Raw genomic sequence first — 13,132 nt, forward strand, 5'->3', positions numbered from 1 at the left:
ACATAAAGGAGCCTTGGGGCAATGGAAAATTATTCCATAAACCATTATTAGGCTTTCTCCGACCTTGTTTCAGTGTCTTCCGAGGAATGGGTTTCATCTTCAGCGTCATCGAACCAATGGGCTCGTGCTGCCATGATAATTTCATTCCCCTGTTCCTGACTGAGGCCATATTCAGCCAGAATACCGTCTTCTTCATTGTTATCAGACGAATGACGGCGTCTTTGATCCTGACGTTTTTTGTGAACAAGTTCGTCAGTTGAAAGATCACCTAGATCATCAAGCGTCTTAATACCAGCTTTTCCCAAGGTCAAAAGCATTGCTTCTGTCATATAGGGTAAATCGGCCAGTGCGTCTTCAACACCAAGCTTGCGTCTTTCTTCACGTGCTTCCGCTTCACGCTGCTCTAAAGCTTCGCGAGCGCGGTTCTGCAATTCAGAAGCAAGCTCTTCGTCGATACCTTCAATAGCGGAAATTTCAGCCTGATCAACATAGGCAACTTCTTCAAGGCTACCAAAGCCTTCGGCTACCAGCAATTGTGCCAAGGTTTCATCAACATCAAGGTCGTGCTGGAATAATTCCGAATGAGCAACGAATTCTTTCTGTCGCCGTTCCGAAGCATCGGCTTCGGTCAGAATATCGATAGCAGACCCCGTCAACTGGCTGGCAAGGCGGACATTCTGCCCGCGACGGCCAATAGCCAATGAAAGTTGATCATCTGGCACAACGGCTTCGATACGGCTGTCATCTTCATCAATAACAACGCGAGAAACCTGTGCTGGCTGCAAGGAGTTTACGACGAAAGTTGCAAGATCTTCCGACCACGGAATAATATCGATCTTTTCGCCTTGAACTTCCTGAACAACGGCCTGAACACGGCTACCCTTCATACCCACGCAGGCACCGACCGGATCAATCGTGTTATCCTGACTGACAACAGCAATTTTGGCGCGGCTGCCCGGATCACGGGAGCAGGCTTTGATTTCAATGATACCGTCGTAAATTTCCGGCACTTCTTGCGCAAACAACTTCTTCATGAAATTCGGATGAGAGCGCGAAAGCAAAATCTGGGGGCCACGATTTTCACGGCGGACATTCATGATCAAGGAACGAACCCGATCACCGACACGGAAAGTTTCACGCGGAATCTGTTGATCACGGCGTAAAGCACCTTCTGCGCGACCAAGATCAACAACGACATGACCAAATTCAATACGCTTGACGATACCGGTGATGATTTCACCGATACGGTCTTTAAATTCTGCATATTGCCGTTCACGTTCAGCATCGCGGACTTTTTGGAAAATAACCTGCTTAGCAGCCTGTGCGGCAATGCGGCCAAATTCGATCGGAGGCAGAGGATCGACGATAAAATCCCCAACCGAAGCACCATTTTGTAATTTTTGAGCGTCGACGACAGAAACCTGTTTGAAAAAGTCATCGACCTGATCGACTACTTCAACGACACGCCACAGACGCATGTCGCCGGTTTTCGGATCAATTTTTGCCCGAATGTCATTTTCGGCGCCATAGCGGGCGCGTGCTGCACGCTGAATAGCTTCTTCCATCGCTTCAATAACGATAGCACGGTCAATCAGCTTTTCACGCGCCACGGCATCGGCGATCGCAAGCAACTCAGCCTTGTTGGCAGAAATGGCACTAGCCATATCGATCATCCTTCTCTTACAATCTGGTCGGCGCCTTCGCTGTCTAGCGGTTGGGTGGCGGCGATGAGCGCATCAGTCAATAATAATTTTGACCGTTCTATAGCTGAAAACGGCAAAATTTTCTGCCCTACTTTAGGACAATCCAATATAACATTATCAGCATCGTCGATACCGATAATTTCTCCGTCAAATTGTTTCCGGCCATCAAGCGGTGCTGATAACCGGATGCGAGCAGAAAAACCTTTCCAGTCCTGATAATCTTTCCGGCGCGTTAAAGGCCGGTCAATACCGGGGGAACTGACTTCGAGACGATATGCGTCTTCGATAGGATCCTGTTCGTCGAATATTTCCGAAAGACGGCGGGACAAAGCTTCACATTCGGTAAGACCAATCTGTCGCGTATCGGGGCGTTCAGCCATGATCTGCAAGGTCGGATCACTTTTGCCGCCAAACATCGCAATACGGACAAGCTCTAAACCCAATGCCTTGACCTCAGGTTCGACCAAGGCGGTAATCGCTGGAATATCAACAACAGGGGCTTTCGGAGCCGTATCAGTCATAACTTTGCTTGTTCCGTTGTGTCATAAAATCAAAAGATTTCAGGACGTTTCGCGAGCCTCGTTTTCTCGCTTGTTGTTTTAACCGATGTCTTTTCAATATCTGTTTGCACAGATTATCGTGCCAGTATCAATTCAGACACTAGCCCCAACAAAGACCGTCGATGTCGAGGAGATACGAATTATATACAGATTGCGCGGTATTTCTACAAGAGGAGAATAAAGAATATTGCCGTTTTTACGACGATCTTTTCCCCTTTTACCTTGTTCGGAAAAAGATGTGTTTTTTAATCGTGAAGGGATCATTCGTTAATCGGGGATTATTTTCGCCCTTTCTATTCTGAATTTCTGCTATGTCGCCTGTAAATTGTGTCTTTCAGGATAATTTGAAGAAAGAATAGCCATGCTTTGTCGTTCGAAAGGCTTTTTGTCAGGTCATTTTTCTAAAAAACGGACATCCGGTAAGGCTGCTTTTATGTTGGGGCAGTTATGCCTGTCTGCTTTTTTATTGAGCGGTTGTAATGTGATTAAAAAATATCACAAAGTGGTCGATGAAAAATTTGCAGCCGGTCGCGATGAAAGCGGAGATTCTTCCAGCGTTTTACAGGGACAATTAACGCCTGTTGATCGACGCCCCTTTATTATTCATGAAATTGCCCAATTCAATCATCCTATGGCGATGAGCTTTTTACCGGATGGTACGCTGCTGGTTGCTGAAAAATCAGGACAGCTTAAATTATGGCATCCTGACAATAAAATCGGCGTTATTCGTAATCTGCCTGATGTTGTTAGTAATGGCCAAGGTGGCTTGCTTGATATTGCCCCGCATCCCGATTTTGAAAAGAACCACCTTATTTATCTCAGCTGGACAGAATCCGAAAAGCTGTTGAAAGAAAAAGCCGCGCTTCGGAATGGCGAAAGCGTAGATGATCTATCCGGTGAAGACAAATCAGCTATGGGTGCCGTTATTGGTCGAGCTGAATTGGTTTGTGATAACAAGGGCGGGGGGCGTCTCGCAGGCTTGTCCGTTATCTGGAGGCAAGAGCCTAAAACCGAAGGTGACGTCAATTTTGGTGCCAGAATGACTTTTGCACCGGATAAAAGCCTTTTCATCTCAAGTGGTGACAGATCACAGCCTGCCGCCGCTCAAGATATGAGTATCAATCTCGGGAAGATTGTCAGAATTACTGACATTGGCCGGATTCCTGCCGATAATCCTTTTAACGGAAGCAGTTTTCTAAAATCCCAGATATGGACTTCAGGACATCGTAATCCTTTAGGTATGGCCTTTTCTCCTGATGGACGGTTGTGGGAAAATGAAATTGGCCAAAATGGGGGTGATAAACTCAACCTCATCCAAAAGGGGGCTAATTACGGCTGGCCTATCGTAACAGCGGCAGCCGAACCGTCTTCTTCTACCGCTACCACGCCCACTCATCCTGAATTTACAAAGCCGAAATGGAGTTGGAGCACTAGTCTCGTGCCGTCATCCCTACTTTTCTATACAGGAAATCTGTTTCCTGAATGGAAAGGCAATGCTTTTATCGGCGGTCTCGCTAGCCAAATGCTCGTCCGAATGGAGATAAAGGGCGACAAAGTCCGTGAGGCAGATCGCTGGCCAATGGGGCATCCTGTTCGTGATGTCGCTCAAGGTTCCGATGGCGCTTTGTGGGTTCTGTATGATGACAACAAAGGCGGAAAGCTCATCCGCTTGGCACCTCCGGGACGGTAAATTTTGCGTGCGATCGCTATTCCATGATGAATAGGGATTGCTTCGATATTTTTAAAAAATTGGGAATAAACTCAAATGCTTTCTGCTGATGATAATAACCTGAAACGGATTGCGGATGCCTTGGAACGTCTGGCACCACCGCCAGCCGTATGGGCTGATCCGATGGCTTCACCGGCCTATATCTGGCGTGGTCAAAATTTAATCGCTGCCCGTTCTTTCAAACCTTTTCCGCTTGATTGCTTGACCGGAGTAGATAGCCAGAAAAAAGCTTTGCTCGATAATACCGCAAGGCTGGCTAATCATCTGGCAGCCCATGACGTTTTGCTATGGGGTGCTAGAGGCAGCGGAAAATCAGCCTTATGCAAATCCGTTGTTGGTGAACTTCAGAAAGAAGGCGCCGACTTAGCTTTGATCGAGGTCGCTGGCGAAAGAGTTGATACGCTACCAGAATTATTTGGCTATATTGCTGATCAACCGCGTAGTTTTGTTCTATTCGTTGACGATCTCGGCTTTGAAGAAGGTAGTTCAGCCCCTAGAATCTTACGTTCACTTTTAGAAGGGGGGGCAGAGGCTCGTCCTGATAACGCGCGGCTTTATGTTACCGCCAATCGTCGTCATATCATTGCGCGCCAAGTACAGGATACTGCAGAATCCTTTACCCGTGACAGTCTTGATGACCAATTGGCTTTGGCTGATCGTTTTGGCCTTAATTTAGGTTTCCATGTTTGTGACCAGAGCAATTACCTCGAAATGATAAGAGGATATGCAGCGCGCTTCGGTTTAACGTTAGATGAAAACCATGCCTTGTCATGGGTGCGCTCTAGAAGCGGCCTTTCTGGTCGTATGGCATGGCAATATATTATTGAAATTGCGGGTGAACAGGGGCGCAATATTACACTTTAAAAGCTGATTTTTATCGGCAGATAATCCTTTGAGGAAGGGTATAGATATATCCATATCCTTCCTTTTTGGTATTTTGATGCAATAAAATATTTATTTATGTAATTTTAGTATTTACTTCCCTTTATTAGAGGAATAAATTTTTATTTTTCACGAAGGGGGTAATATGAGTGAGGCCAATTTATTTCGTCGCCGCTTAATGCAGATGGCCGTAGGGGGTATTGTTGCTGCACCTTTCGTTCAGAAAAGCGCTCTATCAGCGGCAACGCCATTATCTTCTAATTCGTCTTTTGAAACGCCGGATAGCCTGCTTGGTGAAATGAGTGACGGCGTTTTTATCAATTATAATGAAAATCCCTTGGGTCCCTGCGCTAATGCGAGAGAGGCCTTGGCGAAAACAATTCCATTTAGTGGTCGCTATGGGATGAATTTTGCTGAAAATATTTCGAAAATTATCAGTCAGCAAGAAAATATTCCGGTCGATTATCTCCATTTTTTTGCGGGATCAACGGTTCCCCTTCACGCCGCCGCCATGGCTTTTTCTGATAAAGACCATGCCATTGCTTATCCGCTTCCTACTTTTGATATTTTTTTCAAAGCGCCGGACGGTAAAAATTTTGCGCCTCTAAAGCCGGTGCCGGTCAATGAGAAGCATCAAATTGATGTCGCGGCTATGTTATCTGCGGCACCAGATGCCGGTCTTTACTATATTTGTAATCCAAATAATCCGACCGGTGTTGTTACGCCAATGCGCGACATAGAATGGCTGCTCGCACATAAACCCGCTAATTCCGTTGTTTTGGTCGATGAAGCCTATATTCATTACAGCGATATGCCTTCGGCAATGTCCCTTGTTGCCCAGGGAAAAGATGTGGTCGTGCTTCGGACTTTCTCTAAAATTTACGGCTTGGCAGGGATGCGCCTTGGTTTTGCAGCCGCTCGCCCTGATTTGTTAGAGAAAATAACCTATTTCGATACTAATAATCCCCCCATGCCGGCATTTGCTGCGGCTGAAGCCAGCCTTTTAGATGAAAAATTATTACCGGAGCGAAAGGCTTATAACAAAGCGGTTCGAAATGATATTTTCGCTTGGCTCTCGAAACGAGGTTACAAATATACGCCGTCAGAGGCCTCTTTTTTTATGCTTCATGTTGGAAGACCGGGGCAACAAGTCACGGATGCTTTAAAAAAATATAAAATTTTTATTTCTGGAACTCGACCGCGCTATCCTGATTGGGTGCGCGTTTCCGTAGGTAGTTTTGCGGAAATGAATGCCTTTAAGGCGGCTTTTGAAAAGGTAATGGCCTCAGCTTAAGCGCCGGAATTCGGCATAATTCCCTGAAAAGACACTCTTTTGGATTAAATTTTTATTCTTTTGTTATCGCCATATTTTTTCTGTTTCAAAAGAAAAGGCCTTGAAAATCAAGGCCTTTTCTTCCATCGCTTTTCTTGTAGAGTTAGTTAGACCAGCTTTTTTCCATCTCATCTTTGATGAGACGGTGATGTTGGGTTGCTTCTTCGATGACCATTCGTAAAAAGCGCTCTGCAAAGTCAGGATTTAATCCCGTTGATTCGGCTAACTGACGCAGCCGCTTGGCCTGTTCGGCTTCGCGGGCAAGATCTGCAGGAGGAAGTTGTTTTTCAGCCTTGTAATAACTGACATCTGAAGTAATCTTGAATCTTTCTGCTAAAAGGCAGATGAGAGCCGTATCGATATTGTCAATACTTTTGCGATAGCGCTGCAACCGATCATTGGGCATAAATGAAAATCCTTAGTTATCGAAGCGATGGAGGTATCTTTTTGACGGTTGCAAACAAGTTGAGCAAGTGTCAACGCTTGTATTTCTTCATGCTTCACAGTGTAGTCTTTTCAGCATGACCGCCATCAATTCTGCCACAGATCGAAATCAGGCGGCCTCTTTGAAGCCGTTAATGCATCTGGTCGCCTCTGATATGCAGGCTGTAAACCAAGTCATTCTTGACCGGATGCAAAGCGAAGTTCCCCTTATCCCTGAATTGGCAGGCCACCTTATTTCCAGCGGCGGGAAAAGAATGCGGCCTATGCTGATGCTGGCCTGTTCCCGTTTGATAGGCGAACCGCGTGATATTCATTATAAATTAGCGGCTGCTATCGAATTTATTCACACGGCAACTTTGTTGCATGACGATGTTGTGGATCATAGCGATTTACGGCGAGGCAAGCGGACGGCCAATAATATTTGGGGCAATGGGCCCACTGTTTTGGTTGGCGACTTTCTCCTAAGCCGCGCTTTTGAAATGATGGTTGAATCCGGCTCACTACGGGCGCTTGAAATTCTGTCTAATGCGGCGGCAATTATTACCCAAGGTGAGGTGGATCAGCTTGTTTCTCAATATCAGGTGGAAACAGACGAAGCGCGTTATCTGTCTATTATTGGTGCAAAAACGGCTGTCTTATTTGCGGCATCCTGTCGGATCGCAGCGGTCATGGCGGGCTGTTCGAAAGATAAAGAACAAAGTCTTGCCGATTATGGTCAGTATTTAGGTATCGCCTTCCAGCTAACCGATGATGCTATTGATTATATGTCGGATAGCCAGACCATGGGTAAGGGTGTCGGCGATGATTTCCGCGACGGGAAAGTGACCCTTCCGGTCATTCTAGCCTATCAGCGGGGTGAAAAGGCTGACCGCGATTTCTGGCGTGAAGCTATAGAAGGCCGCCGCGTCGCTGACAGTGATCTTGATATTGCCAAAATTCTATTGGTAAATACGGATGCCTTGTCGGACACCTTGGAACGCGCTCGTCTTTATGGTGAAAAAGCTATCCAGTCTTTGAAGGCTTTTCCTGACGGTGCAGTGAAAGAGGCGTTGATAGAAGCCGTCGAATTTACAATCGCCCGCGCTTATTAAAAGAAGGACGAATAATTTCTGATAACCGTAAAGCCTTCTCTATGTTGAAGAATAATGCCCTTCTGAAAGAATTGCCGGTTTCTTCTATTTTTGAGCCATTGGCTGAAACACTCAGAAATCGAAGCAATGCGGTTATCATAGCACCTCCGGGGTCAGGTAAAACAACGGCGATTGCACCGATTTTGTTACAAGAAGATTGGTGCCAAGGGCAGATTATCCTGCTTTCGCCGCGTCGCTTGGCAGCCAAGGCAGCCGCTGAACGCATCGCGCAAATAATGGGGGAACCTGTCGGCCAGACGGTCGGATATCTGACCAGAATGGAATCGCAACGGTCAGATAAAAGCCGCATCTTGGTCGTGACCCAAGGGATATTTCGCCATCAGATTCAACAAGACCCTGAATTACCGAATATCTCGGCAGTTTTATTTGACGAAGTTCACGAAAGAAGCCTTGATAGCGATTTTTCCTTAGCTTTGGCCTTGGATGTGCAATCTGCTTTGCGCCCTGACTTACGATTGATCGCAATGTCGGCAACCATGGACGGGACACGCTTTTCCGATCTCATGGCAGAAGAGGGCGCTGGTAAAGCGTCTCTTCTTGAAAGCCAAGGGCGATGTTATCCCTTACATTATTACTATGAAGGCCGCCGTCCTGATCTTTCAATTGAGCAGAATATGGCGACTGTTATTCGTCGGGCTTTACTCGAAAATGACGGCGGTATTCTCGCTTTTTTACCGGGTATCGCCGAGATAGAACGCACTGCGGCTTTATTGGAAAATCTACCTTCCAATATCCTGCTCTATCGTTTGCATAGTTCAGTTGATTTTCGGGAACAGCATGCGGCTATTCAGGCCGTGCCAAAAGGATATCGCAAAATTGTTCTGGCCAGTGCGATTGCTGAAACCAGCCTAACATTGGATGGTATCCGCATCGTTGTTGATTCCGGTTTGACAAGACGGGCGCGTTACGATCGTCAATCAGGTTTAACGCGATTGGTTACTGAACGCGTCAGTCGGGCATCGGCTGAACAGCGCGCCGGTCGTGCTGGTCGGCAAGATGTCGGTTATGTCTGGCGATTATGGGAAGAAGCTGCCCAAGTCGGTTTGTCACCTTACGATCCTCCTGAAATAACAGAAGCCGATTTGTCGGCTTTGACATTGGATTGTGCTTTATGGGGGGTAACACCAAATCAATTACGTTGGATTGATTCCCCACCGGAAAAAGCGATAGAAGAAGCCTATAAACGCTTGGAAAATTTACAGGCGACTTCTTCCGATAAGCGTCCTTTGCCGCATGGCCGTGATCTGGCAGCTTTCCCAATGCCGTTACCTTTTGGTCATATGATATTGAAGGCAAAGGCAAAGGGCTGGGGGGCTTTGGCCGTTGATGTTGCCGTTTTGCTTTCCGAGCGCGGCATCGGCGGCATGGATATTGACATCGAAAACCGTCTCAATCGTTTTTATCGTGAAAAAACACTCCGATCACAAAAAGCACGTCAACTTGCCAATCGATGGAGAAAACAGGTCGGGTTAACCGTTTCCTCCAAAAGGGACGTGATCGAGATGGGCGATGTCGGGGCTTGCGTGGCTTTGGCTTTTCCTGATCGTGTCGCAAAAAGGCGTGATGCCAAAGGCGAACAATGGATTTCCGCTGGCGGCAGGGGGTTCCGACTAGATCCGTTATCGCCTTTGGCACAAAGTGAATGGTTAGCCGTGGCCGAGGCGCAAGGCTCGGCACAATCGGCACGTATTCTGTCAGCTGCAACTTTAACGACAGAGCAAATCAACGCTCTTTTTTCTGAAAAGATAGTGGTTGAACAAAATGTCCGTTTTAATTTTGCAACCAAATCTGTTGAAACCGAACGCCTACAGCGATTGGGTGCCATTATTCTATCACGGGGACAGGATGATTCCCCTGATGAAGAAGCAATCGCATCGGCTCTGATGGCGGCTGTCCAGCAATATGGTCTTGATATTTTACCGTGGTCGGATGCAGCTTTAGCTTTGCAGGAAAGATGGGCTTTCGTGGCAGCACATCAATCAGAAGGGGGAGCCTTTTCTGATGGCGGCTTAAGTGATGATACCCTTTTGTCTAAAGTCGATGAATGGCTTTATCCTTTGCTGTTGGGATGCCGTCGTTTGGATCAGATAAAGGCGTCTGACCTGACACAGGCCTTAGAAAATATACTGGGATGGCAAGGTAAACAGCAGCTCGATCAATGGGTTCCGGCTAGATTGATTACGCCTGCCGGTAGTAGTCATGTCATTGATTACAAAGCAGACGGTGGGCCCGCGGTTGAAGTCCGTCCGCAGGCTCTATTTGGGATGAAAAAGCATCCAATGCTTTTAAATGGTCGGGTGGCTTTGGTGTTAAGACTGGTTTCTCCTGCCGGTAGGCCTATCCAGACAACCCAAAATTTAACTGATTTTTGGGCGGGTAGTTGGAATATGATTGCGAAAGAAATGCGCGGTCGATATCCACGCCACCCTTGGCCAGAAGACCCCGCCTCAGCAGAACCTACCTTAAGAACACAAAAAGGCCGAAAAATAAGCTAATGTTTAACAGTAGATTTAATGAATTGTTGTTTATGACGGCCTTTTCTAGCCGTTACCACCAAGTGCCCATCAAAATAGGTCAGACAGAAACCCTCTTCCCGAAGGAAGAGGACACAAAATAAGATTTAGTCGATAATAATATCGCAAACACTTTGTGGATGGCCTTTGGTTGTTCCCCAGACGTGATCGGCAAAGACATGCCCCTGTCCTGTATAGCGCGCACCTGTATTATGGACAGGCGTAAAATAATGGCTTGGCCACAATGTATAGTTATATTGCGGATTTTCTTGGTGGATTTCTGTTACCAATCTGGGACCTGTGATATGGCATGGCCAACCATCAGTAATAGATTCTCGATTGTGAATACGCTCTATCAGCTTTGCCATAAATTCTTGCTGCGGCGCAGCAGCCATCACATTATTGCCAATGAGTCCGGGACGCATCTGCTCATGTTCCCAACCTAAACAGATATCACTATCAAACAGCCAATCTTCTAGAGGACGGATACAGTAGCAGTCGGCATCTACATAAAAACCACCTTCAATAAACAGGATTTCATAGCGCATCATATCGCTAACCCCGTCTAACCGCCCGCATTCTAACAGAGTTTTTATATGTTTGGCATTATACCAATTATGATTGGCTAGAATGTCGTTGCCCCAGACCTTTACTTCCCAATCAGGATTTTGATCAACCCAGCTATTGATAAAATGATTAGGACGTTTGCTCTCATCTCCAACCCAAATGACATGAATAACTTTGGGGATAGAAATCCCCCCCTATTAAATCCGTATTTGTCAACCATAATTTTTCTTTTTATTTATAATTAATACAATTAAAGGTTATATATTTTGTGAATATTATTCAATATGCATAAAAATAAAATTATAAATGATAGTATATCTTCTCTTATTTTATAGATAGCGCATGACGGCGAATAAGAATGGTCGAGAAAATAGTGGCAATAGCCAATAAACAGGATGTGTAGGCGATCAGTCTTGGCCAGCCGCCAGATGTCCAGAATACGCCACCCAAAGAACCGAAAATGCTAGAACCCATATAATAGCATAAAAGGTAAAGCGATGTCGCATGGCCTTTATTTTGGCGCGCTAGCTGCCCGACCCAACCACTGGCGACAGAATGGATAGTGAAGAATCCGGTGGTGAAGATAAGAATGCCACAAACCATCAAAAGTAGATGGTTGCTCAGTGTCAACCACATACCGGAAAGCATAATAGCAATACCGGCAATAAGAACAGGCCCTCGGCCTATCCTGTCTGACCATGAACCGGCGGCAGGGGAAGCCATCATCCCCGAAATATAAGACAGAAAGATAAAGCTGATTTGCGAAGATGACAGCGAGAAGGGCGGTAATACCAAACGGAAATCAATAAAATTGAAAATTGTGATAAAGCTACCAACCGCAAGCCCTCCAATGCCGAAAAGCAAAAACATATCGGGGCGGGTGATGTGCTGTGACCATGCTTTGGCATGATATTTCACATCAAAACGCGTTCTTTTGATAAAGTTTTTGGAAGTGGGCAGACATAATCCAAAAATGATAGCTGCCAGCAGGTCAACAGTTCCAAGAATTCTAAGCGCCATTTGCCAGCTTGTGAATTCAGTCATAATACCTACGGCAACACGGCCAAACATACCACCGAAAGCTGTTCCACCAACATAAATGCCCATGGCATAGCCCAAATTCTTGGGATGTATTTCTTCCGATAGATACGCCATGGCGACAGCAGGAACCCCGCCAAGGACGAATCCCTCACAAGCGCGCGCAATCAGAAAGACATTCCATGACGGTAAAAAGGCCGCAAAAATATTCATGAAAGAGGCTGAAGCCATCGAAAAGAACATAATGCCTTTTCGCCCCAAACTTTCAGCCGTTGCTCCTGAACAGAAGATAGAAACGGCAAGAAAACCGGTTGTCAGCGAAATTGCAAAAGAACTCTCTGTAACGCTTACATGGAAATAACGGGTTAATTCAGGCAGAATAGGCTGAACACAATATAAAAGAGAAAAGGTAATGAAGCCGACTAGGTTTTGTTGACAAAGGAAGGTAACCACAATTTTACGGCCGCGAGATGAAGGAAGGCGAGAAAAGATTTTCTGGTTTTGTCATAACGTGTGGCAATGCGCCTGAACCGCTTCAACTTATTGAACATCCGCTCAATACAATGACGATCTTTGTAGTGCTGGAGATTATAAGGAATAGGCTTTTTTCGATTGGAACGAGGCGGGATAACAGGAAGGATGCCTCGAAAAAGCTGTTTTTCGCGTAACCTATCGCTATCATATCCTTTATCCGCGAGAAAACAGTGGGGTGTTGTCACAGGGATATCTATCAAGCTATCAGCGCCAGAATAATCAGAGACCTCACCACCGGTTAGTGCGAAAGCTAGAGGGCGGCCTTGACCATCGGAACGGGCGTGGATCTTGCTCGTAAAGCCTCCGCAGCTTTGACCAAAGCCTTCCTTATGCGTCCCCCTTTTGCGCCAGCCGCTTGGCTGTGGGCGCGAATAATCGTGCTATCTATCATATGTTGCCAGTCATCTGTCAGGCCAAGGTCAACCAGGGTTTCAAGAAGAGCGTCCCACACACCCTGTTCTGCCCACCTACGAAACCGAACATAGACCGAATTCCATTTCCCATAACGTTCATGCATATCTCGCCACGGGCAGCCTGTTCGAAGCACATAAAGCATACCATTGAGAAATAACCGATTACTTTTGGCGGGACGCACGCAGCGGCCTCGTTCGCTTGGAAGAAGACCCTGTATTATCTCCCACTCCGCGTCCGTCAGATCTCCTCGCATCTCTATCTACC

The 13,132-nt window shown here is 46.3% G+C and carries 10 protein-coding genes and 1 pseudogene; 5 read left to right on the forward strand and 6 right to left on the reverse strand.

Features of this window, described 5'->3' with window-relative positions:
• Positions 1-47: 47 nt before the first annotated feature.
• Together nusA and rimP are read right to left on the reverse strand one after the other, a co-directional pair.
• Positions 48-1,664 (reverse strand): transcription termination factor NusA, encoded by a 1,617-nt coding sequence (gene nusA, locus ZMOB_RS05595; RefSeq protein ID WP_014500857.1) that lies wholly within the window; start codon positions 1,662-1,664, stop codon positions 48-50.
• 5 nt (positions 1,665-1,669) lie between these two features.
• Positions 1,670-2,224, reverse strand: a complete 555-nt coding sequence (gene rimP, locus ZMOB_RS05600) for a ribosome maturation protein RimP (RefSeq protein WP_011240463.1) — start codon at positions 2,222-2,224, stop codon at positions 1,670-1,672.
• Between the two features lie 472 nt (positions 2,225-2,696).
• Here rimP and ZMOB_RS05605 point away from each other — a divergent pair, with 472 nt between their 5' ends.
• The 3 genes from ZMOB_RS05605 (at position 2,697) to ZMOB_RS05615 (ending at position 6,168) form a co-directional block, all read left to right on the forward strand.
• Positions 2,697-3,953: a PQQ-dependent sugar dehydrogenase gene (locus ZMOB_RS05605; protein ID WP_014500858.1), complete on the forward strand. Its 1,257-nt coding sequence runs from the start codon at positions 2,697-2,699 to the stop codon at positions 3,951-3,953.
• 75 nt (positions 3,954-4,028) lie between these two features.
• The gene (locus ZMOB_RS05610; protein ID WP_011240465.1) at positions 4,029-4,856 is read left to right on the forward strand and encodes an ATP-binding protein; all 828 of its coding nucleotides are present in this window, start codon (positions 4,029-4,031) and stop codon (positions 4,854-4,856) included.
• A gap of 163 nt (positions 4,857-5,019) precedes the next feature.
• On the forward strand, positions 5,020-6,168 hold the full coding sequence (locus ZMOB_RS05615) for a pyridoxal phosphate-dependent aminotransferase (RefSeq protein WP_014500859.1): 1,149 nt from the start codon (positions 5,020-5,022) through the stop codon (positions 6,166-6,168).
• Between the two features lie 142 nt (positions 6,169-6,310).
• On the opposite strand, the gene ZMOB_RS05620 is transcribed toward ZMOB_RS05615, so the two are convergent.
• Positions 6,311-6,613, reverse strand: a complete 303-nt coding sequence (locus ZMOB_RS05620) for a chorismate mutase (RefSeq protein ID WP_011240469.1) — start codon at positions 6,611-6,613, stop codon at positions 6,311-6,313.
• A gap of 115 nt (positions 6,614-6,728) precedes the next feature.
• Here ZMOB_RS05620 and ZMOB_RS05625 point away from each other — a divergent pair, with 115 nt between their 5' ends.
• Entirely contained in the window at positions 6,729-7,742 is a 1,014-nt protein-coding gene (locus ZMOB_RS05625; RefSeq protein ID WP_014500860.1) for a polyprenyl synthetase family protein, read from the forward strand.
• Between the two features lie 41 nt (positions 7,743-7,783).
• Positions 7,784-10,297, forward strand: a complete 2,514-nt coding sequence (gene hrpB, locus ZMOB_RS05630) for an ATP-dependent helicase HrpB (RefSeq protein ID WP_014500861.1) — start codon at positions 7,784-7,786, stop codon at positions 10,295-10,297.
• A gap of 125 nt (positions 10,298-10,422) precedes the next feature.
• Here hrpB and ZMOB_RS05635 read toward each other — a convergent pair whose 3' ends face one another.
• From ZMOB_RS05635 to ZMOB_RS10570, 3 genes and pseudogenes are all read right to left on the reverse strand, one after another.
• Entirely contained in the window at positions 10,423-11,070 is a 648-nt protein-coding gene (locus ZMOB_RS05635) for a glycosyltransferase family 32 protein (RefSeq protein WP_014500862.1), read from the reverse strand.
• A 136-nt stretch (positions 11,071-11,206) separates the two neighbouring features.
• Positions 11,207-12,373, reverse strand: coding sequence for an MFS transporter (locus ZMOB_RS05640; protein ID WP_252507250.1), 1,167 nt, complete (start codon positions 12,371-12,373; stop codon positions 11,207-11,209).
• Positions 12,343-13,121: pseudogene (locus ZMOB_RS10570) on the reverse strand (IS5 family transposase). The gene ZMOB_RS05640 and the pseudogene ZMOB_RS10570 overlap by 31 nt, the downstream one beginning before the upstream one ends.
• Between the last annotated feature and the right edge of the window lie 11 nt (positions 13,122-13,132).

It is taken from the genome of Zymomonas mobilis subsp. mobilis ATCC 10988, from assembly GCF_000175255.2.
Taxonomy (GTDB): domain Bacteria; phylum Pseudomonadota; class Alphaproteobacteria; order Sphingomonadales; family Sphingomonadaceae; genus Zymomonas; species Zymomonas mobilis.